We start from the raw sequence: 22371 nt of genomic DNA on the forward strand, positions 1-22371 counted from the left end.
TTCCGGAGGCTGGACACAAAAATGCCCCGGGTTGCGGGGCATTTTCAGGCCAGGAGTGCGCTTTGGCGAACGTGCGGAGCCGGCGGCTACGCGCCCAGAGGTTACCCGAGTTCGGCCATGACTTCTTCGGGGATATCAGCGTTGGTGTAGACGTTCTGCACGTCATCCAGATCTTCCAGCATATCCACCAGTGCCAGCACCTTTTCCGCCCCCTCTTTATCCAGAGGAATGGTGGTGGAGGGGACCATGGCGATTTCCGCATTGCTAGGGGCAAAACCGGCTTCGGTGAGCGCATCCTTCACCGACATATAATCGGTGAACTCGGTGCTTACCTCGATACTGCCGTCTTCATTGCTTTCAATGTCCTCAGCCCCGGCTTCCATCGCGGCCTCCATCAGCGCATCTTCGTCCACACCGGGCTCGTAGTACATCTGCCCCTTGCGCGAGAACAGGTAGGCAACAGAACCATCGGTACCCAGGTTGCCACCGCGCTTGGTAAAGGCGTGGCGCACATCTGCCACAGTGCGATTGCGGTTGTCGGTCAGACATTCAACCAGCACGGCGACGCCACCCACGCCATAACCTTCATAGGTTACCGCTTCGTAACTCTCACCATCCGCATTGCCAGCGCCACGGGCGATGGCCTTGTCGATGGTATCCCGCTTCATGTTCGCACCCAGGGCCTTGTCGATGGTGGTCCGCAGGGTGGGGTTATCATCCGGGTTCCCGCCAGACTTGGCGGCGACCGTCAGTTCGCGAATGATCTTGGTGAAAACTTTGCCCCGCTTGGCATCCTGAGCCGCCTTGCGGTGCTTGATGTTGGCCCATTTACTATGTCCAGCCATCGATATCTCTCCGGTCGTACTCCAACTTCACGCTCAAATTGCTTCCCGTCACCCCGGCGCAGGCCGGGGTCCAGCGTGGATTCCGGACTCTGCGCCGGAATGACGGTCAAAGAAACTCAGCCCACCTGATCCTCTTTCTGACGCAGGCGGATACTCAGTTCGCGCAATTGCTTGGCATCTACCGCTCCGGGAGCGTCGGTCATCACGCACGCAGCGCTCTGGGTTTTCGGGAAGGCGATTACATCGCGGATGGAATCGCTGTCCGTCATCAGCATTACCAGGCGATCGAGTCCGAACGCCAGACCACCATGGGGCGGCGCGCCGTATTTGAGCGCATCCAGGAGGAAGCCAAACTTCTCGCGCTGCTCTTCCTCTTGGATACCCAGCACACGGAATACGGTCTGCTGCATCGCCTGATCGTGAATACGAATGGAGCCACCGCCCAGCTCGGTGCCGTTCAACACCATATCGTATGCCCGGGACAGGGCTTCCAGCGGATTCTTGTTCAACTCTTCCGGCGCACAGGAGGGTGCGGTGAACGGGTGATGCAGCGCAGTCAGGCTGCCGTCATCGTTCTCTTCGAACATGGGGAAGTCCACCACCCACAGCGGCGCCCACTGGGCCACGTACAGGTTGAGGTCCTCACCCAGCTTGCAGCGCAGTGCACCCAGGGCTTCAGTGACGATTTTGCCCTTGTCCGCACCGAAGAAAATCAGGTCGCCGTTCTCGGCGTGCAGGCGATCAAGGATCGCGCCGCGCACTTCATTCGGCAGGAACTTGACGATCGGAGACTGCAGACCGTTTTCCAGATCCGAACGGTCGTTGACCTTGATGTACGCCAGGCCCTTGGCACCGTAAATGCCGACAAACTTGGTGTAGTCGTCGATCTGCTTGCGGGTCAGCTTGTCGTTGCCGCCGGGTACTTTCAGCGCAGTCACACGGCCTTTCGGGTCGTTGGCCGGGCCGGAGAACACTTTGAAGTCCACTTCGGTCATCAGGTCCTTGATGTCGACCAGCTCCAGCGGGATTCGCAGGTCCGGCTTGTCGGAGCCGAATTTCTCCATTGCCTCGCTATAGGGCATGCGCGGGAACTCACCCAGCTCGACACCCTGCAGATCTTTGAACAGCTTGCGGATCATGCCTTCGGTAATGGACATGATCGCGTTTTCGTCGAGGAAGCTGGTCTCGATATCGATCTGGGTAAATTCCGGCTGGCGGTCAGCGCGCAGATCTTCATCGCGGAAACACTTGGCGATCTGATAGTAGCGGTCATAACCGGACACCATCAGCAGCTGCTTGAACAGCTGAGGAGACTGCGGCAATGCGAAGAATTTGCCCGCGTGGGTACGACTGGGTACCAGGTAATCGCGGGCCCCTTCCGGGGTGGCACGGGTCAGGATCGGGGTTTCGATATCCAGGAAACCTTCACCGTCCAGGTAGTTGCGGATGGCATTGGTGATCTTCGAGCGGAAGCGCAGGTTGTGCTGCATTTCACTCCGGCGCAGGTCGAGATAACGGTATTTCAGACGCACGTCTTCGCCGACCGCAGTGTGCTCATCCAGCTGGAAGGGCGGGGTTTCCGCACTGTTGAGGATCTCCAGCTGCAGGCCGTAAACCTCAATTTCGCCGGTCACCATATTCGGATTGACCGCTTCCGGGGCGCGGGCGCGCACGCGGCCGGTGACTTTCAGTACGTATTCGCTACGCACGCGATCGGCCAGCTGGAAGTGTTCACCAGCATCCGGATCGAATACGACCTGGGCAATGCCATCGCGGTCGCGCAGGTCGATGAAAATGACTCCACCGTGGTCGCGGCGGCGGTCTACCCAGCCACACAGGGTTACTTCGCGGTCAATATCGGCGGATCGCAGGGCGCCACAGTAGTCGGTGCGCATGGAGTCTTATTCCCTTAGTTGTTAACGCTAGTTGTTAACGCTATTAGTCGTAGTCGTAAACGCTATAGTCGTATCTGGTTTGGCGGTATCAGCTGGCTTTGGCATCCGTGCCAGCGGATTTCCCGGCATTGGCAGGCTTGGCCGCATCACCGGCCAGATTCTTCTTGCTGCCGGTTTTAAAGTCGGTTTCGTACCAGCCACCGCCTTTAAGACGGAATCCGGCGGCACTGATTTTCTTGCTCAGCTCCGCTTTCTCGCAGGCCGGGCAGTCGGTCAGCGGAGCGTCGCTCATACGCTGCAGGGCTTCCATCTGGTGCCCGCAGGCCTTGCACTGGTATTCGTAGATAGGCATGGCGATGTACCCGAATCTCACTGTTGGCCACCTCGCGACGGTTCCCCGAGGTGCCAGAATATAAAGGGGCGCAGATTATACATGAGCACCTGCGAGGGAAGAAGAAGGCAGGTTGCGGAGCGTTTGCCGGGGGTATCAGGTACTACCGGAGGGCAGCAGACAAGTGGTTTCTGGGCCATTTTTCAGCCAAACCCCTAAAAAAAAGCACTTTTTTTCCGTTTTGACCCGATGCGCTCGAACAAAAACTGGATATACTTCAGCTCAGTACTTGGGTATCCCCAGATGTACAAACACTTTCACTGGAAAAACATCTATATAGAAGGAAGCTAACTATGGCCGCACGCAAGACCGCAGCAGCTAAGAAAGCCCCCGCCAAGAAAACTGCAGCCAAGAAGGCTCCAGTAAAGAAAGCAGCAGCCAAGGCCGCTCCGGCCAAGAAAGTGACTGCCGTTAAAGAAAAGTACACCAAGACCCAGATCCTGAACCAGATCGCCGAGAGCACCGAACTGTCACGCAAGCAGGTTCAGGCGGTTCTGGACGAACTGACCAACGTGATCGAAGGCCACGTGAAGAAGCGCGCAGTAGGCGAGTTCGCTCTGCCGGGTCTGCTGAAAATAACCACCGTGAAGAAGCCGGCCAAGAAAGCACGCAAGGGCATCAACCCCTTCACCGGCGAAGAGACCATGTTCAAGGCGAAGCCTGCCAGCATCCAGGTAAAAATCCGCCCGCTGAAGAAGCTGAAGGAAATGGCCGAGTCTTGATTCTCGCCGCTTTCAGCCATGAAAACCCCGCGATTGCGGGGTTTTCTGCTTTTGACACTTCGAATCTGGCGGCCCCTACCAAAACACATTCGCACCGGCGTAAAATGGCCGCCTTTCGATTTAGCCCTAAATTCCACCGAACGAAAAAGAAAGCCCTATGCGCGCATCCCGCTATCTGATCGCTACCCAGAAAGAAACCCCCAATGACGCAGTGGTCATCAGTCATCAGCTGATGCTGCGTGCGGGTATGATCCGCCGCCTGTCCTCTGGCCTTTACACCTGGCTGCCCACCGGTCTGCGTGTACTGCGCAAGGTGGAGCGCATCGTGCGCGAGGAAATGGACCGCGCGGGGGCACTGGAAGTGCTGATGCCGGTGGTACAACCGGCGGAACTGTGGGAAGAGTCCGGCCGCTGGCAGCAATATGGACCGGAGCTACTGCGCATTCAGGACCGTCACGACAACCCTTTCTGCCTGGGCCCGACCCACGAGGAAGTGATCACGGACCTGATTCGCACCGAGATCAACAGCTATAAACAACTGCCTGCAAATTTCTACCAGATCCAGACCAAATTCCGCGACGAAATCCGCCCGCGCTTCGGTGTGATGCGCGCCCGTGAATTCACCATGAAGGACGCCTACTCTTTCCACCTGACCGCGGACTCCCTGCAGGAAACCTACGATGTCATGCACGATGCCTACTGCCGCATCTTCGACCGTATCGGCCTGGATTACCGCCCGGTTCTCGCAGACACCGGCTCCATCGGTGGTTCCCACTCTCACGAATTCCATGTTCTTGCCCAGAGCGGCGAGGACGATATCGCGTTTTCTACCGTGAGCCGTTACGCGGCAAATGTGGAACTGGCGGAAGCTGTGGCCCCTGCGGGCGAGCGCCCGGCACCGTCCAAAGAGATGGCAGAGCTGCACACTCCCGGCCAGAAAACCATTGCCGCGCTGGAAGAGGCCTATGGCATCGCCGCAAACACGTCGGTGAAAACCCTGATTGTGCTGGGGGAGACCGACGAAGAAGGCGCAGAAGCACCGCTGGTGGCACTGGTGTTGCGCGGCGATCACGATCTGAACGAGCTGAAAGCCGAGAAGCTGGCGGGTGTCGCCAGCCCGCTGCAATTCGCACCGGAAGCGCGTATTGCTGCGGAACTGGGATGCGGTATCGGTTCTCTTGGCCCGGTGGGCATGAACATCGATGTGATCGTGGACCGCGCAGCTGCGCATCTGGCGGATTTTGTCTGCGGCGCCAACCGGGACGATTACCACCTGACCGGTGTGAACTGGGAGCGCGATGTAGCCATCGCCCGCGTCGAAGACCTGCGCAATGTGGTTGCGGGCGATGCAAGCCCGGATGGTGAGGGTACCCTGGAGATCAAGCGCGGCATCGAAGTGGGCCACATTTTCCAGCTGGGCAACAAGTACAGCAAGGCGATGAATGCCAAAGTCCTGGACGAAAATGGCAAGGAGCAGGTGATGGTCATGGGCTGTTACGGCATCGGGGTTTCCCGGGTTGTGGCGGCGGCCATCGAGCAGAACCATGACGACGCGGGCATCATCTGGCCGGCGGCCATCGCACCCTTCCAGCTGGCGATTGTGCCGATCAATATGCAGAAGAGCGAAGCGGTTACCCAGAAGTGCGAACATATTTATAAAGCTCTTTCTGCAAAGGGTATCGATGTACTGCTGATGGACGAGCCGAAGGCGCGCCTGGGTGGAATGCTTGCAGACGCCGAGCTGATGGGTATTCCACACCGTATCGTGGTCGGCGACCGCGGTCTGGAAAGCGGAAAAATTGAGTACAAAGGCCGTCGCGATTCCGAGAATTCAGAATTTTCTGCGGATCAGATCGTGGATATTCTTCTCGAAAAAATCCCGCACTAAATCTCGCACAGCCCTACGAGTCCATCTTACTCCGTAAGCAGGCCCGCGGCCGTGCGTTGGGGGGATGGACTCAGGACCGCTGTGAACCCATCCCTGGGAGCTTCGTCGCAAACGTCCCTGTTTGCGACGATTCTGAAACCCTCCGCCCCAGCAGTGGGCCTTCGCCCGTTACTCTTGAGTTCTGTTCAGGTGGGCGAAGCACAATACTCTGATGCTAAGGGCCTGATACCGGGACCTCCGCTACGCCCTCTTCCGAGAGAAGTACTGAACCCGTAAAATCCCCCCCATGACAAGAACAATCCTCGCCACACTAATGCTGTGTCTGTTCAGCACCATTGCATCCGCCCAGGTCAAAGAGGTGGACGCAGAGGCATTGGAAGCCCTCAAGAGCGCCGTCACGGAATCCAGCTCATTTGTCGACCGCTTCGATGCCGAAGTTTGGTTGATGTCCAAGTCGCAGCCGCTCGCGCGCTATATCAAAGATCCCCAGGAGCGTATGCACGTACTCAAGGCGATTCACCGGGAAGCCACCCGCGCAGGGCTGCAGCCGGAAATCGTGCTTGCCGTGATCCAGATCGAAAGTGCCTTCAATCCCTATGCCGTTTCCCGCGTCGGTGCACAGGGCATGATGCAGGTGATGCCCTTCTGGAAAAATGAAATCGGTCGTCCGGACGACAACCTCATCAACATGGACACCAACCTCCGCTACGGCTGTACCATCCTCAAACATTACATCGCCAAAGCCAAAGGCAATATGCCCAATGCCCTGGCCTACTACAACGGCAGTTACGGCCGCCACACCTACAGCCGTAAAGTACTGGATGCCTGGGTCGAACGCTGGCGCTGATACCGGGTATTGAAGTGAGCCGAAAGGACAGATTGAGGAATTAGATTGAAAGTATTCAGAGGCACCCAGTGAATTACGATTTTTTTACCGGTGCCTCCTGCAGCCTGCTGCTGCTCGCCGCCGCCAGAGTCGGTCTTGGTAACACCCACCGCCAGGGCGGCTGTTGGTTGCTGGTATTGATCTGCGGCGCGCTCTGTTACCTGCTGCAACCCCTGCTCTCTATCCAGCATCCCCTGGTGCATTTCCTGTTCAACCTGCCAGTGATTTTCTGTCCCGCGGCCTTCTGGCTGTTCACCCATACACTGTGTGGGGACCATCGACCGTTCCCACGCTGGGGCTGGGGTTTCATCGCGACAGATTTTGCGGTTGAACTGGCCGGCCAGTTCAACCAGCACCCGCTACTGTATGTCATCGCCCAGCCCTTCAAGCTTGGGCTGATCGGCGCTGCGCTGCTCACCCTTGTGCAACAATTGCAGTCTGACCTGGTGGCGGAACGCAGGCTTTTGCGGATTGCGCTGCTGATCGCCGTCGGCGGGTATATGGTCGTCGTGGTGTGCGCAGAGTTTTTGTTCAGTTTTCATCAGGTGCCGAAAGGGATTCCGACCCTACATATGATCATGGTGTCGACGCTCACCTTTGCATCCTGTCTGTGGCTGCTGGCCCTGTCTCCGAGGGCGCTGGAAGACTCCCTCCCCGGTGTAACGGAAGTCGCGGAAAATAATGAAGAGAACGCTGCGGAACCCCTGGATCAAGCCCAGTGTGCGTTACTGGAGAAACTGAAAAGACATATGGAAACCGGTGGGTACAGGCACACCGGGCTCACCATTCGCGAGCTGGCACAACAGCTCGACACCCGCGAACATATTCTGCGCGCGCTGATCAACCGCCACCTCGGCTACCGCAACTTCAACGAATATCTGAACCAGTTCCGTATCAACGAAGCCAGCCGCCGCCTGGCGGATCCAAACGAGGCCCACCTGCCGGTGTTGAGTATCGCTCTGGATATCGGCTACCGCTCATTGAGCCCGTTCAATGCGGCCTTCAAACGCCACCACAACCAGACACCGACAGAGTTTCGCAGGGAACAATTAGCTGTCTGACGCACTATGCCACCCGACTCAGAAGGCTCAAAAATCAGTCGGAATATTCTCTATTCAGGTAAGCCAAAACCCGCCTGCTGAGCCACACTCAATTTGCAGGACCTGCTCTTCAGATACTTAGCCCAGTCACCATCTCGTCTGTGGAACAGGTTCCTGCAAACCCCTCTTTCAGGGTCACTGTTGTGGTGATGACATGTATTGAATCAGTGCTTTGTATTCTTCATCGGAACAGCCTGTGCACATGCCACCCGGCGGCATGGCGTTCAGTCCGTTCTTGACCGAATTCAGTAGTGCATCCATGCCTTTTTCCAAACGCGGTTTCCACGCTTCCACGTCATGAACCTTGGGCGCATTTGCCACGCCCGTGTCATGGCAAACGAAGCAGGCCTTTTTATATTGTTCTTCTACAGATTCTGCATTGGCCAGGGGAACAAGAAGAATTAACCCGGCAATGATCGGCAATATTTTCACGACTGACTCCTGTTAATGGTGAAATAAGACCTGGGCCCAAAATACAGCGGGCGCAAAATCCCTCCCAGTTTAGTGGCCGCGTTGGACAACAGCCACAATTTTCTTTTTGCTGCCTCCGTTTTATTTCCGCTTTCAGTTTGGCGCCTTTCTACTGGCATTCACCGCTACCGAAAACTAAAACCTGCCGCGGCAACCCCGAACGTCAAAAAATCGACTCATGAACTATCCTAATTCCTGAAACATCACCACTGTCGCATAAACAAATAAATCGGTACGAGTTAATGGCATCACACTGGACCAGGGATCCCTGCCTTCATTTTGCCGTCATTGGCGCGATGCTTTTCGTCATCAACAGTTTATTCGCAGATCCCGGACAATCCGACCGCTCCGATCTGGTCATTTCTGAGAGCCGTATTCGCCACCTCGCAGCAATCTACGAACGCGGCTGGCAGCGCCCGCCAAACCGCGATGAATTACAGGCACTGGTCGAAGATTTTGTGCGGGAGGAAGTCCTTTACCGGGAAGCGATGCGTCTCGGGCTGGACAAGGACGACACGGTTATCCGGCGCCGTCTGCGGATGAAAATGGAGTACCTCGCCAAAGACCTGATAGATGCCATCGAACCCAGCAATCAGGTTTTGCAGGCGTACTACCAGCAACACCTCGACAAATACATTCAGCCCGCGCAATACAGTTTTGAGCAGGTATTTCTCGACAGCGACAAGCGCGTCGAGGTGGCGGAAGATGCGCGCATCCTGCTCACAAAGCTGACCGCCGGCAGCGATCCTGAAAAGCTCGGCGACGGTTCTCTGTTACAGCACAGATTCGAGCACATCAGCAGCGAGCGCATAGATCGTACTTTCGGCAATGGTTTCGCACAGCAATTGCGAGAGTTGCATTCCGATCAGTGGAGCGGCCCCCTCACCTCCGCCTTTGGCGAACACCTGGTGCGCATTACCGCATATCGCCCCGAACGACAGCCGGACTTTGGCGGAATCCGCACAGATGTACTGCGTGACTGGCAAGAGGAAGAGCAGAAAAAAATTCTACAGACCCAGTACGACACCCTGCGCGCGAACTACTGGATTGAGATCGCGGAAACGCCAATGGAGATGGTCAGACAATGAGATCACTACTGATTTTTCTTGCGATACTACTACTTCCCGCAACCGCCCTCAGTCACGAGTTGCGGCCAGCATCCCTGAATATTTCACAGACAGCACCACACCGTTTCGATGTCACCTGGCGGGTACCCGCCCGCGGCGATATGCGTCTCTCCCTGGACGTCCAGTTTGACGCAAAGACCCAGCAGGCAAGCCTGCCTGCGGCGCAAATCTCAGGTGGTTACTATGCCGAGCGCTGGAAGATTCAACATCCGGACGATCTACTGGGCAGCACCATCACCATCGACGGACTCAATAACACCATGACCGACGCACTGGTCCGCATCAGCTGGCTGGACGGCCGCGAGCAGGTCGCAAGGTTACTGGCGGATCAGCCACAGCTGCGGGTGGAAGAAAAAGCCGGTAACAGCGCCATAGCCTGGATGTATTTTGCCCTGGGCATCGAACATATTTTATTGGGGATCGATCATCTGCTGTTTGTGCTGGCACTGGTGGTGCTGGTCACCGGAGCCCGGCAACTGGTGGCCACCATCACGGCATTCACCCTGGCCCACAGCCTTACCCTGGCGGCCGCCGCATTGGGTGTGGTGTCGGTGCCCCAGGCACCGGTAGAGGCGGTGATCGCCTTGAGCATCGTATTTATCGCGATAGAAATTCTGCACAAACTGGAAGGACGTAAAACCCTGGCAATTCGCAAACCGTGGATCGTGGCATTTGGATTTGGCCTGTTGCACGGACTCGGTTTTGCCGGCGCCCTGTCTGATATCGGCGTGCCGCACCATGCGATTCCCCTGTCACTGGCGCTGTTCAATATCGGCGTGGAAACCGGGCAGCTCATGTTTATCGCGGGAGTGGCAAGCCTGATGTTTCTATTCCGCAAATTGCCGGTGGTTCACCAATGGGAAATTCGCACCGGGCACACCGCCACCATGGCCAGTGCCCTACCTGTCGCCTATCTGGTGGGAGGGCTTTCCGCGTGGTGGCTGATTAGCCGCACGGTTTCCCTGGTGGTCTGATCCGGGCTAGCTGTTTTCGGCTACCCACTACTCCTGGAACACTAGTCCTGAAACACTAGTCCTGAAACAATAGCTCCAGTGGATAACCGGTAAACGGTTTGGTTTTCTCAATCACCAGATGGGAAGTCATGCGGGTAATCGCCGCGTCTTCATCCGCCAGTAGCTGCTCGGAAACGCGATTGAAATCCCCAGCATCCGGGCACACAAAGCGCAACATGTAATCGAATTCTCCCGACATTTTCACGCAGGATACAATCTGCTCAATCTTGTTGATTGCGCGGCGGAAGCTTTCGCTGGTGCGGGCATCCTGACGTTTCAGTGCCACGTTTACGTAAAACTCCGCATGGCGCACCTTGTCGAGATTGACTTCGGCCTGGAACTCACGGATAAACTTTTCGCTGGTAAGTTTCTTCACCCGTGCCAGGCAGGCGCTCTCTGACAAGCCGATTTCGTCCGCGAGATTCAGGTTACTGATACGGGCATTGGTCTGCAGGACTTCGAGAATCTTGAGATTGTGACGGTCTATTTTCACGCTATTTTTACACTTCTGCACAGACAGGTACGTTGACCTGGTGAAATTGCCGGGTCATTTACGCGTATATTAACCCGCTTTCAGACAACCGCTCGTCACAAACCGTTCGATACGGTCCAGCGCTCGAGTCAGTTCCACGTCGTCGGCGGCGAGGGTCAGGCGCACATGGTGAACGGCACTGGGACCAAACGGTTTGCCGGGCAGTACCGATACCCGTTCCGCATCCAGCAATGCCTGTGCAAATGCCTCGCCAGTTGCCGCCACCGCAGACACATCCACCATCACAAACATACCCGCCTCCGGTGAATTACAGCTGAGCCCGGGGATTAGGTTGATGCGTTCGACGATCAGATCACGGCGTTTTTCATAGGCGTCGCGCATCTGTTTTACAAAGTAAGTATCAAATTCCAGCGCGAAGGCGGCAGCCTCCTGGATAAACTGCGGCACGCCGAAGATAGTGGCTCCCGCATACTCGATCAGACGCGCGACCAGCTCGCCCTGGGCGACAGCCCACCCCAATCGCCAGCCGCTCATGGCATGGGACTTTGACAGGCCGTCGATGACGATCACATTGTCCAGATATTCCGCCGCTGTACGCAGTGAGGTGTGGCGGCGGGCGAAGGTAATCATGGAATACATTTCATCGCAGATGAGCCAGATGTTTCGCGCGCGACAGTAAGCCGCGAGTTCCCGCAGTTGGTCCGGGGTGGCCATGGCACCCGTGGGATTGACCGGGGTGTTGATCATGACGGCGCGGGTGTCTTCGCCAATGGTCCGCTTGATGGATTCGATATCAAAGGCGAAACCCTGCGCCGCGGGGCAGGCGACTTTTTTGACATCCAGTCGCAGTGCATCGGTAATCGGCACATAGCCGATGTACATGGGCTCGGGAATAACGATCTGTTCGCCGGGATTCAGTAAACAGGAAAGTACCGCGAAGATGGCGTTAGTACCGCCGGGAAACACAACGACGTCATCTGGGCTACAGGGATGTGGACTGACCTTGCTTTCGATATCGGCGATGGCGCGACGCAGCATGAGTTCGCCGGCAGCGGGGGAGTAATGGGTGCGGCCTACGCCCAAACGGGCGCGGGCGAAGTCGAGGATCGGTTCCGGGGTGTTGAAGTTGGGGTCGCCGACACACAGGAAGATGACATCTTCCCCTTTGTTGGCCAGGGCGTGGGCTCGATCACTGACGGCCCAGACGTCGGCGTCGGCAGAGTTGAGGGCCTGGCTCATATGGCTGAATCGAGGGCTGTACATCTTCGCGGTCCATCTTTGGGAAGGTTGTTATAGGTAACAGTACGTTAACAACCAGCGGGGTAATCCATGCCGCTTCACAGTGGAGGTTTTCGCAGCAGACGGATTTTTTTGCGACGTTTACCGCAGAAAATTCGGATCGGTCAATTTCGCACAACCGCGCTATTCCAGAAAAGTGTCTTGGTGAGCCCGGTCAGAACCGGTAATTCAGACTCAACCCGCCCACCGTATCTTCCGGCCGCACCAGCAGGTCCGCGGCCAGGCGCAGCTTATCCGTGATACTCACCCCCACCATGGCCCCCACGCCGTTCTGGAAGAAACCCGCGTTTTCACCGCGGTAGGAGGGCAAACGCCCCCAGTTTCCGCGGATAGAATTGACGCCTATACCGAGATCCGCATAGTCATCACCTGCGGTGTGCTCCAGCCAGAGCTCGCCAAACCATTCGCGTTCGGCAGACTCCGGGCTGTTATAAAAAAATCCGGCGCGACAGCGGCGATATTCGCGCTCCTGGCCACGCACCCGCAGGCCCAGAGGGTCCTGGGGCAGACCGTATTGGCCGGCGTAGGTGAGATCGGAGCGGGTACTTTCGCTGAAACCTCTGACATCGATTTCAGCCCAGTCGACGGAAAAGAACGGGCCCATATGGCTTTCGAGGTTGCGGCTGGCATCGTAACCGGCACGCAGGAACAGGTTGTAGCCGGTGCCATCGGTATCGCCGTCGAGACGGGTCGAGAAATCATCCCCCAGGCGAAAGGACCGGTGGATATCGTTGTACTGGATATCCGCAAAGCCTATGCCACCGTCGACAAACCAGAAGTCGTTGTCCCAGCGGGCGAAGGCACTGAGATTGAAGTTACGGGATTTGGCAAAGAAACCGTCTGGCTCGTATTCGCTGCCGCCATAGGACATACCAAGCCCCCATTCCAGCTGTTCAAAGCCGGCAAAACTCATACCGAGGAAACCGTCCCAGGCAGGGAATTCGTCGTTGGGGGCGGGGCCGAAGCCCATTTCTGCGTGGCCCACACTGGCGCCAAAGAAAACCGTGGTAAAGGGATCGCGGTAGCGCTGGGAGAGCAGATGGTGATCCAGGTTGATCCTGTGCTGGCGGCTGTTCTGATAACCGAGATCCGGAAGTGTACCGAAGCCCACGGCGGCGGTCAGGGTTTCATAGTAGTAATCCGCAAGCAGTCGCTGGCCCGCAAGCGTGGGATGAATACTGTCGTAGAACACCAGCATATCGGCATTGGGACTGCTGCCGCCAGCACCGTACACCGGGTGCGGGTTGGCGCAGTTGATATAACAGGTGGCACTCTGATCAATATTGGCGAACCCGAAGGCCGAAGGGTGCATGACGGCAAGCTCAAGTATCCCCTGCATATCCAGCAGCAGAATGTTGCCGATATCGTTGAGCTGTTGGCGCAGGCTATCGTTGAACAGCTCGGAGCCGTAGTTGGCATAATTCACTGCGGCATTGCCCTGGGCGTAAATCGCCGGGGTGCGACCGATACGCGGCGCGTTGGTCATGACGATATACCTGGCGCCGGCGGCCTGGAGTTCACTGCCCGCGGTCGACAGAAAGGTAGCGGCGCGCTCCATCGACATGGGTGAGAGATCCCCCCCGCGCACACCATCGAGTATGTTGTTGCCGCCTCCCTGCAAGAAATACAGGCTGTTTGCCACGACGGCATTTTGCTGCAGATAGCCCTGTCCGGTGGCAAAGGGCACCCCGCCGAGGGTGATATTGTTATCCGGATCGTCCACTAGGGCCTGTAGTGCCGCTGGATCACCGAAGGCCGATGACGCGGCCTGCACTTCCGCCGTGGTCAGGTAAGGACTCTCTCCCGCTGCGGGATCACAAATGCCATCGCTACCACAGCGACTGGCGTCCGGGAGAATAGTCGTCAGCACGTTGTGGTCGGCCACCGTCGTATCCGGAAACAGCTGCTGAAATCGCTGGGAACCAACCAGATCCAGCAGCACATCCGCAGTGCGGTTTCCGCCCACGGCCCAGTTGGGACCATTGCCAAGTACCGAGCCGGCAATCTGTTGCAGTTGCTCGGCGGGGGTAACGGCGGCCGGGGCGCAGGGAATGGCGCCGCCGAATGCGGGACCCAGTCCGTAGCAGGAGTTCTGTTTGCGCAGCCCGAGGTGATCGGCGAGAAACGCGGCGGCAGGTTGGCGGGGATAGACTCCCAGCGGATCATCCGAAGTGAAAATACCGGCATTGCCATTGTCGGAAAGACTGTCGCCAAATACGATCAATGAACCGAAAAGCGCTTCGTCTCCCCGCACCTGCGCCGCCATTAATGCGGCGCAAACGGAAAAACAAAGCGCGTATGGGAGAGCAGGATCTCTGGCGGACGATTTTCCGAATACGAACACTGCGGCCTCCTTGCCACGGTAAATTTTCGTGGCAAGTATAGGTCAGCAGCACGCATTACTTTTTGCTTTCAGCGCTCAACGGTGTTTTTAGGATCACTGCTTTCCACCGTTTCCATCTGCTCAATGATCGGTACCAGCACGCCACTGATGAAAGCGGCGAGCCCGCCCCACACCAGCGAAATCACCAGCAGGCATTGCCACATGGGGCGCGACCAGCCAGCGGGACCAAATTGCACGCTGTTGTAATAGAACACCGGGGCAATCAGCAATCCGACCAAGGCAGCCCAAAGAGGTTTGTTGACCAGCCAGGAAAGCGAATAGCGCATGATGGTGGCGAGCATCGCCCAGATACAGATCACCCAGGCGGGGGGCAAATTGGAGCGGTAATCCTGTACGCCACTGGCCATAAACGCCCACTCGATACCAAAGCCGCAAAAGATAAAAACGAGAATAATGAAAATATCCCGCACATCCCGCCACAGGATGAAATGCAACATAAGTACGACAAATAACGCAATCAGGGCCAGGGCATTACCGTAGAGCAAAGCTGTCCACCATCCAGCGAGAAACAGCATGAAATTGGCCAGCTTTTTGTAATTCATCGGCGACTTGATCATCAGAAGAAATTCTGTACCGCGAGCGCAGTGCCACCGACAAATAATCGGAGGCGTAGTGAATAAATCAGAGCATACTCAAGACTTCAAGTTAGCAAACACTTCGATTGCGTGTTTTCTGGATTCGGTCACATCACAGATAGGTGGCGGATAGTCCACTTGACTAAAAAGATCTTGTGGGGGGCAGTGAATATCACTGTCGGATAGATCAGTAAGTTCCGGTACAAAAGTACGAATGAACTCGCCGTCGGGATCGAATCTGCGCGACTGGCTATAGGGATTAAACACCCGAAAATAGGGTGCCGCATCGGTGCCGGTGGATGCCGCCCACTGCCAGCCGCCATTGTTGGCTGCGAAATCGGCATCCAGCAACTGCCGCATAAAATAGTGCTCACCCTTGCGCCAGTCCGTCAGCAGGTTCTTGGTAAGAAAGGAGGCCACCACCATACGCAGGCGATTGTGCATCCAGCCGGTCTGATTCAGCTGCCGCATGGCCGCGTCCACAATGGGCACGCCAGTCTGCCCATCACACCAACGCTGGAAATCCGATGTGTTATTGGACCAGGGTACCCGTTCCGTTTCGGGTTTGAACGACTGGTTGCGGCAAATCCGCGGATAGTGCACCAGCAGGTGCTGATAGAACTCCCGCCACAACAATTCATTGAGCCAACTGCTAGCGCCTTCACTGGCCCCCTGCCAGCGTCCGCCATTTTCGGCCAGAGCCATCTGCGCACACTGACGAATGGAGACGGCACCGCAATTCAGGTAGGGCGAAAGGCGGGAGGTATTCGGGTGCGCGGGGAAGTCACGCCACCGGTGGTAATCCGCGATCTTGGCAGCAAAATCCTGCAGCTGGGCTTGGCCGGCAGACTCCCCTACCGGCCACCCCAGAACCTTGGCTTCCCCGCCGTCTGCAACACCGTAACCGGTGACCGTCTCGGGGATTTTTCGCACCAGATTGTGCTTACTTTCAAGAGCGAGCCACTCCGGCCACTGCGCCAGGTGATCGGCACTTTTTTTACGCGGAGCCGGCAATGACGCGGAACCCTCGGCACCATTGTCGTGCCGTGCGATAAACGCGCGCTTGAACGGCGTAAACACCTTGAAGCCATCGCCACTATTGGTGGTGAGACTGCCGGGGGGCGTCAGGGTACGGTCGCTGCAATATTCCACCGGCACGCCGATAATTTTCAGCGCATCGCGCACGGCACGGTCCCGGCGCTGCTCATTGAGCGGATACTCCGCGTTGGCGTACAACGCATCGATTTGAAGCTTTTGCGCAATCTGGCTGAGGGCGGCGGGCACGTCGCCAAACCCGGGCAATTCGACGAAGTACAGGGGAATATTTTTTTGCCCCAGTGCCTGCTGCAGTTTTTGCAACGAACGCAGCCGCATGGCAACCACATTGTCGCCGTCGCCGTGGCTGTCCCAGGTCTGCGGGCAGGCGATAAACACCGCAGCCCAGGATTGACACCCCCTGTCGGTACGGTACAGCGCAGTATTGTCGTGCATGCGCAGGTCATTGCGCAGCCACATCAGCCCACGCCGGAAGGGTTTGTCAGACATGGTGGTGTGTCATTGAAAATCGCACAGCCCCAGTTCCGCCGGTTCCGCCGACAGCAGAACCTGACTGTGGATAAACCCGTGGGGGCTGCGCGGCAGGTAATGCCGCAGCAGTGTGAGCACTGCTGACAGCGGCTTGTGACCACGTCGATACTCGTCGATGAGTTGCTGCAATTCCGCTTTTTCTTCCTTGTTGAGGAACGCCTTTAAATGTCCCTGGCTGTGCATTAGGGCGTTGGTTCTGTCCTTGCGACTGGCCGGATGAGAAAGGATTTCCATAATGCGTCCGCGCACGACAAAGGCCAGTTCGTCTTCCGGCATGGCCCGGGCATCGGCCAGCACATGTCCCAGGGCGCGGGTGGCATCCTGGTTGTGGGCCAGCAACAGGTATTTGTAGGCGGTATAAAACTCGATAATGCGAGCGATCCGCGAAGGCAACTTTTCGCTCTCAGTCCACTCCTCCCCTTCCACATAGCGGAACCAGGCATCGTAGGCGAATACCCGGACCAAAAAGTTTTCCCGCAATTCGCTGTTGTTGAGCCGCCCCACTTCTTCCAGGGGCAGGTGCGGGAAATGCTGTTGGATGCGGCGGGCAAAGGCCCCTACCCCCTTGCTGTCGATACTGTGCCCATTGTCCAGATAACGACGGACGCCGTGCAGACCACAACTGGGGGAGTTCTGCATAAAGATGTAGCCGCGGATGCCCGCGAGTTCCGGCACCACCGAATCCGCATAGGCCCTCAGGGGTTCGGTCACATCCACGCTGGGGTCCTCCACCCCCACCACCCGGATGGCGTCAACCGGGGCATCCCCCTTGTCCACCAGCAAATGGATGGGCTTGCGCGGCACCCCCATGCCAATGGCGACCTCCGGGCACAGCGGTATGTACTCGAAAACCCGGGACAGCAGGTCCGTACACACCCGACTGTGTTTGTGGCCGCCGTTGAAGCGCACCGGGTCGCCCATGGCGCACTGGCTGATCCCCACCGGAATCTTCGACTGGCGCTGCTGTATCTTCATCGCTTGCGTTCACTATTGACCTGAAACCGTGTTGCTTCAGTGTATCTTACGCAATCCGGGCCCCCTTGGATGACAACCGCAATAGCGGGTGCCAATGGTTAGCGCAGTGACCAGAGCGAATGACTAGTGCGAGTGACTAGTACGAGTGACTAGTGCGAGTGACTAGAAAGACCCGTTTTGCCAATCCGCGCAATTTCCACATACTTGCCAGGGGAAAATCCCGTAATTGTTGCGCGGCCCGCCACCGCCGCTAAAATGCCAGTCCGATTAAATAAGTACCAAATACCCACCGGGGCCCGCAATGATTCCAGCACTGCGCGAAATCAACGAAGTACAGGCGCTCTACCTGCAGTTTCTCGAAGCACTGAAGCAGGCGGGCTTTCGCGGTGACGCCAGCCCCAGCTACGCCAGCCGCACTGTACTGTCCACAGACAACTCCATTTATCAGGTACTGCCGCAAGCGGTTGTCTATCCACGAGATACCGGCGATCTGCAACTGTTAATGGAGCTGGCGGACCAGGAGGACTACCACAAGGTCGTGCTTTCCCCCCGTGGTGGCGGCACCGGCACCAATGGCCAGTCCCTCACCGACGGTCTGGTGGTGGACATCTCCCGCTATATGAACCGCATCCTCGAAATCAACGCCGAGGAAGGCTGGGCGCGGGTGCAGACCGGGGTGGTAAAAGACCAGCTGAATGCGGCGCTCAAGCCCCATGGGCTGTTTTTCGCCCCGGAGCTCTCCACCAGCAATCGCGCCACCATCGGTGGAATGATCAACACCGATGCCTCCGGGCAGGGCTCCTGTGTCTACGGCAAGACCCGCGACCACGTGCTGGAGCTGGAAACCGTACTAATGGGCGGCGAACGGTGGATATCCCACGTGATCGACGACACCGAGCTGGCCGAGATCAACGACCGCGCAGACCGCGCAGGCAAGATCCACCGTCTGGTGGACAGTATCGAGCGCGATAAACGCCCCCTGATCGACGCCAAGTTCCCGAAACTGAACCGCTGCCTCACCGGCTACGACCTGGCGCATATCCGGGACAGGGAAAAAGACGGTCGCTTCAACCTCAACAATATCCTGTGCGGTTCCGAGGGCACCCTCGGTTTTATCGCCGAGGCCAAACTGAACCTGCTGCGGATTCCCAGGTGCGCGGCACTGGTGAACCTCAATTACGACCACTTCCAGGATGCCCTCAAAGACGCCAGCGACCTGATGAAGGCCGGCCCTACCTCCATCGAAACTGTGGACAGCAAGGTATTGCAACTGGCCATGGGAGATATCGTATGGGACAGCGTGAGTGAGTTCTTCCCCCAGAACGAACGTCCAGTAAACGGTATCAATCTGGTGGAGTACACCGCGGAATCCGAGGAAGAACTGGACGCGGCACTGGCGAAATTCACCGCGCATATCGACAGTCTGATCGGCCAGCCTGGTAAAAGCTTCGGCTACACCATTGCCCGCGGACACAGTCAGGTGAACAAGATCTGGGGTATGCGCAAGCGCGCGGTGGGTCTGCTGGGCAACGCCAAAGGTGAACAGCGACCGATTCCGTTCGTGGAAGACTGCGCAGTGCCCCCGGAAAACCTCGCCGACTTTATCGCCGAGTTCCGCGCTGCGCTGGATGAAGCCGGCTTCGCCTACGGCATGTTCGGCCATGTGGACGCCGGGGTACTGCATGTGCGCCCGGCCATCGACATGAAAGACCCGGAACAGGCCAAACAGGTACGGATCATCACGGAAAAGGTGGTGGCACTGGCGAAGAAGTACAACGGCCTGCTATGGGGCGAGCACGGCAAGGGCGTGCGCTCGGAGTTCGCGCCGGCGTTTTTCGGCGAGCTGTATCCGGAGCTGCAAAAGATCAAGGCCTCCTTCGACCCCCGCAATCAGCTGAATCCGGGCAAGATTGCCACCCCCAGTGCCGCCTCCGGCCTGCTTAAGATCGACCAGGTAGCAACCCGCGGCGAGCGCGACCGCCAGATCCCGGTACAGGTTTGGGAGGGCTATGCCGAGGGCGTCCACTGCAATGGCAACGGCGCCTGCTTCAACTGGAATCCCGATGACGCCATGTGTCCCTCCTACAAGGGCACCCGCAATCGCATCCATTCACCGAAAGGCCGCGCCTCCCTGATCCGCGAGTGGCTGCGCCTGCTGGCCGAGCGATCTGTCGACCCGGAAGCCGTGGCGCGCAAGAGCCGCGAGCAATCCTTTATCATCGGGCTGCCGGGACGCATCAAGAACTCTCTCGCCAAGGCCCGCGGTGAGTACGACTTCAACCACGAAGTGAACGACTCCATGCAGGCCTGCCTGGCGTGCAAGTCCTGCGCCGGCCAGTGCCCGATCAAAGTGGACGTTCCCACCTTCCGCGCCAAATTCCTCGAGCTCTACTACAGCCGCTACCTGCGACCACTGAAAGACTATTTTGTGGGTGGACTTGAATTTGTGATGCCCCATCTGGCGCGGGTGCCACAACTGTACAATTTCCCCCTGGGCCTGAAGCCGGTGCGCTGGCTGATGGAGCGCGGTCTGGGTCTGGCAGACTCCCCGCGTCTTTCTGCCACCAATCTCGACAACGCAATGCGCGAACTGGGCGTGCCCTACGCCAGTCGCAAAAGCCTGCGCGCCATGGGCCCGGCACAGCGCGCCAAGGCGGTGGTGATCGTACAGGATGCCTTTACCAGCTATTTCGATACTGAGGTAGTGGCCGACACCCTGCGACTACTCAAGCTGCTGGACTTCAATCCGCTGGTGGCGCCATTTCGCGCCAACGGTAAGCCGTTGCATGTGCACGGTTTCCTGCGCCAGTTTGCCCTGGTCGCCGCCAATAACAGCAGGGAACTCAACGATCTGGCGGAATCCGGGGTTCCCCTGGTGGGTATCGACCCGTCCATGACCATGACTTACCGCAGCGAATACCAGAAGCTGCTGGGCGACAAGGCACCGACGGTGCACCTGTTGCAGGAGTGGCTGGCGGAACACACCGAGCATCTGGCCGGGAATAAAAACCGCCTGCGCAGTGACAGCTTTACCTTGCTGCCCCACTGCACCGAGCAGTCCAACGCCGCCAGCTCTTCCCGCCAGTGGCAACAGGTGTTCGCCGCCCTGGGTATGGAGCTTCACACTCAGGCCGCCGGCTGCTGCGGTATGGCCGGCACCTACGGCCACGAGATTGCCAACAAGGAGACCTCCCGCACCATTTTCCAACAGTCCTGGGCACCAAAACTGAATGGTGATAACAGCACCATTCTCGCCACCGGCTACTCCTGTCGCTGCCAGAGCAAACGCTTTGCCGATGCCAATCTGCGCCATCCGCTGCAGGCACTACTGGCACAGATTGAAGATTCGGGGTTTACTGTGAGTAATCACTGACCTACCCGATACCGGAGACGAGCCGATGTTTCAGGCCCGATGGTTGCCCGCCCTGGGCGCCGCCCTGCTGACCCTGCAGATATCCACCCTGCCCCTGGCACAGGCGGACTCCAGGCCAGCAGGCGCTCCGGTATCGGAGTGGATTGCAGAGGCGGAAACTCTGGCCCTTGCGGGTGACTACGACACAGCGCTGCCTTTATATGAACGCGCCATCGCCGCGCTGACGGCCGAACCCCACCGCCAGAGCCAACTGCGCTACCGCTACGGTATTGTACTGACTGCCCTCGGCGGCCAGCGCCCGGATCTCTACCCCCTCGCCCGCCATCAGTTTGAAGCGGTGCTGGAGTACATCAACAGTGCACCTGGGTTGCCGTTTGAGCACTCTGCCGCCCGGGTACGCTCGGCCATAGCCCACACCTACCACCAGCATTCGGCCCTGCAGGACAATCCCAGCAAGCGCATCGCTATGCTGCGCAATGCCTATGAGCTGTATGCGAGTACCATTGACGACCTGCGCCGGGAGGAGGACTGGCAGAACCTGGCGATCACTTCGTTCAATATTGGCCAGGTGTGCGAATGGCAGGGCAATCTGGAGGAAGCCATTGATTGGCTGGAGCAGGCGGTAGAGCTGGATCGTCAACACGGGTTTGCCGATTTGGAAGAGGACCAGGCCTACCTGACAGCACTGCGCGAACTGGTAAATCCTGAACGCCCGGTGGCTGAGAATACCGCTATTTGACGCCCTCGCCCCTTTGACGCCCTCGCCCCATGGTCCCGCCCTCAATCTCAGGGCTCTGCCGCGGTCTTCCTGTCTTTTTTACACCTACGTTTGTCCCCAAATACCTCTTTCAAGAGACCGGGCGCCACTCAGGCGCACTTTTAACGGTCAAACGTCCGTTAATACTGACAAGTTCGGTTAACTGCCGGGAAATCTGAGTATAAAATCCCCTCACTCCCCAGGAAATACAGCAGGATAAACTTCCTTCCCAAGGGGATTTTCTATGGGGCTAATAGTCTGGACCTTGCCCTAAACCGGCAAATTATTGTGCGCCGTCCGCAATACAACGCTGTCATCAGCAAAAGTCGCCGCTTTTGGACCATTGGTCGCAAATAGTTCAAAAAAAATTATCTCCCACAAACCCTCTGGTCAGCGACCAGTAATCGTACAAAATTCCACCAAATGGAGATGACATCGCTGTCATAGCATTTTTGAAATCAGGAACCCCGTGCCAATAAAATTGCCTGAATTCCGCCCTCATCGCCGTCATTTTGCTGCAACCGGAAATCAGGGCCTCAATTTGATTGGCTTTTTAGCCTGATCACCCTG

Annotated in this window: 18 protein-coding genes; 8 read left to right on the forward strand and 10 right to left on the reverse strand. The window is 57.5% G+C overall.

All coding sequences use genetic code 11. The annotated features are described in order from the left end of the window. Positions 1–101: 101 nt before the first annotated feature. From PVT68_RS07175 to PVT68_RS07185, 3 genes are all read right to left on the reverse strand, one after another. Positions 102–845, reverse strand: coding sequence for a YebC/PmpR family DNA-binding transcriptional regulator (locus tag PVT68_RS07175; RefSeq protein ID WP_280322018.1), 744 nt, complete (start codon positions 843–845; stop codon positions 102–104). A gap of 116 nt (positions 846–961) precedes the next feature. Continuing rightward, complete coding sequence (aspS, locus tag PVT68_RS07180) at positions 962–2740, reverse strand: aspartate--tRNA ligase (RefSeq protein WP_280322020.1); 1779 nt, start codon at positions 2738–2740, stop codon at positions 962–964. An 88-nt stretch (positions 2741–2828) separates the two neighbouring features. Further along, positions 2829–3092 carry an FmdB family zinc ribbon protein gene (locus PVT68_RS07185; protein ID WP_280322484.1) on the reverse strand — a complete coding sequence of 88 codons (264 nt, stop codon included), beginning with the start codon at positions 3090–3092 and terminating at the stop codon, positions 2829–2831. Positions 3093–3424: 332 nt separating this feature from the next. On the opposite strand from PVT68_RS07185, the gene PVT68_RS07190 reads away from it, so the two are divergent. From PVT68_RS07190 to PVT68_RS07205, 4 genes are all read left to right on the forward strand, one after another. Further along, the gene (locus PVT68_RS07190) at positions 3425–3853 is read left to right on the forward strand and encodes an HU family DNA-binding protein (RefSeq protein ID WP_280322022.1); all 429 of its coding nucleotides are present in this window, start codon (positions 3425–3427) and stop codon (positions 3851–3853) included. Between the two features lie 157 nt (positions 3854–4010). Then, positions 4011–5741, forward strand: a complete 1731-nt coding sequence (locus PVT68_RS07195; protein WP_280322024.1) for a proline--tRNA ligase — start codon at positions 4011–4013, stop codon at positions 5739–5741. A gap of 286 nt (positions 5742–6027) precedes the next feature. Further along, the gene (locus PVT68_RS07200) at positions 6028–6588 is read left to right on the forward strand and encodes a lytic transglycosylase domain-containing protein (protein ID WP_407666132.1); all 561 of its coding nucleotides are present in this window, start codon (positions 6028–6030) and stop codon (positions 6586–6588) included. Between the two features lie 68 nt (positions 6589–6656). Next, complete coding sequence (locus tag PVT68_RS07205; RefSeq protein WP_280322025.1) at positions 6657–7688, forward strand: helix-turn-helix transcriptional regulator; 1032 nt, start codon at positions 6657–6659, stop codon at positions 7686–7688. A gap of 174 nt (positions 7689–7862) precedes the next feature. Here PVT68_RS07205 and PVT68_RS07210 read toward each other — a convergent pair whose 3' ends face one another. Continuing rightward, positions 7863–8159, reverse strand: a complete 297-nt coding sequence (locus PVT68_RS07210; RefSeq protein ID WP_280322026.1) for a c-type cytochrome — start codon at positions 8157–8159, stop codon at positions 7863–7865. Positions 8160–8440: 281 nt separating this feature from the next. On the opposite strand from PVT68_RS07210, the gene PVT68_RS07215 reads away from it, so the two are divergent. Next, a complete protein-coding gene (locus PVT68_RS07215; RefSeq protein ID WP_280322027.1) occupies positions 8441–9286 on the forward strand; it encodes a peptidyl-prolyl cis-trans isomerase in 846 nt (281 codons plus the stop codon). Continuing rightward, positions 9283–10299, forward strand: a complete 1017-nt coding sequence (locus PVT68_RS07220) for a HupE/UreJ family protein (RefSeq protein ID WP_280322028.1) — start codon at positions 9283–9285, stop codon at positions 10297–10299. Before PVT68_RS07215 ends, PVT68_RS07220 begins: the two co-directional genes overlap by 4 nt. Positions 10300–10354: 55 nt before the next feature. Here PVT68_RS07220 and PVT68_RS07225 read toward each other — a convergent pair whose 3' ends face one another. The 6 genes from PVT68_RS07225 to PVT68_RS07250 all read right to left on the reverse strand — a co-directional run bounded on the left by PVT68_RS07225 (position 10355) and on the right by PVT68_RS07250 (position 17671). Next, positions 10355–10831, reverse strand: coding sequence for an Lrp/AsnC family transcriptional regulator (locus tag PVT68_RS07225; protein WP_280322029.1), 477 nt, complete (start codon positions 10829–10831; stop codon positions 10355–10357). Positions 10832–10900: 69 nt separating this feature from the next. Further along, positions 10901–12094 (reverse strand): pyridoxal phosphate-dependent aminotransferase, encoded by a 1194-nt coding sequence (locus PVT68_RS07230; protein WP_280322030.1) that lies wholly within the window; start codon positions 12092–12094, stop codon positions 10901–10903. A gap of 190 nt (positions 12095–12284) precedes the next feature. Continuing rightward, positions 12285–14474 carry an autotransporter outer membrane beta-barrel domain-containing protein gene (locus PVT68_RS07235; RefSeq protein WP_280322031.1) on the reverse strand — a complete coding sequence of 730 codons (2190 nt, stop codon included), beginning with the start codon at positions 14472–14474 and terminating at the stop codon, positions 12285–12287. A gap of 68 nt (positions 14475–14542) precedes the next feature. Continuing rightward, on the reverse strand, positions 14543–15091 hold the full coding sequence (locus PVT68_RS07240) for a DUF2878 domain-containing protein (RefSeq protein WP_280322032.1): 549 nt from the start codon (positions 15089–15091) through the stop codon (positions 14543–14545). Positions 15092–15166: 75 nt separating this feature from the next. Continuing rightward, positions 15167–16654, reverse strand: a complete 1488-nt coding sequence (locus PVT68_RS07245; RefSeq protein WP_280322033.1) for a cryptochrome/photolyase family protein — start codon at positions 16652–16654, stop codon at positions 15167–15169. A 9-nt stretch (positions 16655–16663) separates the two neighbouring features. After that, positions 16664–17671 carry a YbgA family protein gene (locus PVT68_RS07250; RefSeq protein ID WP_280322034.1) on the reverse strand — a complete coding sequence of 336 codons (1008 nt, stop codon included), beginning with the start codon at positions 17669–17671 and terminating at the stop codon, positions 16664–16666. 301 nt (positions 17672–17972) lie between these two features. Here PVT68_RS07250 and ydiJ point away from each other — a divergent pair, with 301 nt between their 5' ends. Together ydiJ and PVT68_RS07260 are read left to right on the forward strand one after the other, a co-directional pair. Next, positions 17973–21044 carry a D-2-hydroxyglutarate dehydrogenase YdiJ gene (gene ydiJ / locus PVT68_RS07255; RefSeq protein ID WP_280322035.1) on the forward strand — a complete coding sequence of 1024 codons (3072 nt, stop codon included), beginning with the start codon at positions 17973–17975 and terminating at the stop codon, positions 21042–21044. A gap of 25 nt (positions 21045–21069) precedes the next feature. Beyond that, entirely contained in the window at positions 21070–21783 is a 714-nt protein-coding gene (locus PVT68_RS07260; protein WP_280322037.1) for a tetratricopeptide repeat protein, read from the forward strand. Positions 21784–22371 lie beyond the last annotated feature (588 nt).

The organism is Microbulbifer bruguierae, from assembly GCF_029869925.1.
Taxonomy (GTDB): domain Bacteria; phylum Pseudomonadota; class Gammaproteobacteria; order Pseudomonadales; family Cellvibrionaceae; genus Microbulbifer; species Microbulbifer bruguierae.

Excerpts from the sequence above, each read along its gene's own strand:
- PVT68_RS07175 (WP_280322018.1), bottom strand. The coding sequence starts at position 845 with ATGGCTGGACATAGTAAATGGGCCAACATCAAGCACCGCAAGGCGGCT.
- aspS (WP_280322020.1), bottom strand. The coding sequence starts at position 2,740 with ATGCGCACCGACTACTGTGGCGCCCTGCGATCCGCCGATATTGACCGC.
- PVT68_RS07185 (WP_280322484.1), bottom strand. The coding sequence starts at position 3,092 with ATGCCTATCTACGAATACCAGTGCAAGGCCTGCGGGCACCAGATGGAA.
- PVT68_RS07190 (WP_280322022.1), top strand. The coding sequence starts at position 3,425 with ATGGCCGCACGCAAGACCGCAGCAGCTAAGAAAGCCCCCGCCAAGAAA.
- PVT68_RS07195 (WP_280322024.1), top strand. The coding sequence starts at position 4,011 with ATGCGCGCATCCCGCTATCTGATCGCTACCCAGAAAGAAACCCCCAAT.
- PVT68_RS07200 (WP_407666132.1), top strand. The coding sequence starts at position 6,028 with ATGACAAGAACAATCCTCGCCACACTAATGCTGTGTCTGTTCAGCACC.
- PVT68_RS07215 (WP_280322027.1), top strand. The coding sequence starts at position 8,441 with ATGGCATCACACTGGACCAGGGATCCCTGCCTTCATTTTGCCGTCATT.
- PVT68_RS07220 (WP_280322028.1), top strand. The coding sequence starts at position 9,283 with ATGAGATCACTACTGATTTTTCTTGCGATACTACTACTTCCCGCAACC.
- PVT68_RS07230 (WP_280322030.1), bottom strand. The coding sequence starts at position 12,094 with ATGTACAGCCCTCGATTCAGCCATATGAGCCAGGCCCTCAACTCTGCC.
- PVT68_RS07240 (WP_280322032.1), bottom strand. The coding sequence starts at position 15,091 with ATGATCAAGTCGCCGATGAATTACAAAAAGCTGGCCAATTTCATGCTG.
- PVT68_RS07245 (WP_280322033.1), bottom strand. The coding sequence starts at position 16,654 with ATGTCTGACAAACCCTTCCGGCGTGGGCTGATGTGGCTGCGCAATGAC.
- PVT68_RS07250 (WP_280322034.1), bottom strand. The coding sequence starts at position 17,671 with ATGAAGATACAGCAGCGCCAGTCGAAGATTCCGGTGGGGATCAGCCAG.
- ydiJ (WP_280322035.1), top strand. The coding sequence starts at position 17,973 with ATGATTCCAGCACTGCGCGAAATCAACGAAGTACAGGCGCTCTACCTG.
- PVT68_RS07260 (WP_280322037.1), top strand. The coding sequence starts at position 21,070 with ATGTTTCAGGCCCGATGGTTGCCCGCCCTGGGCGCCGCCCTGCTGACC.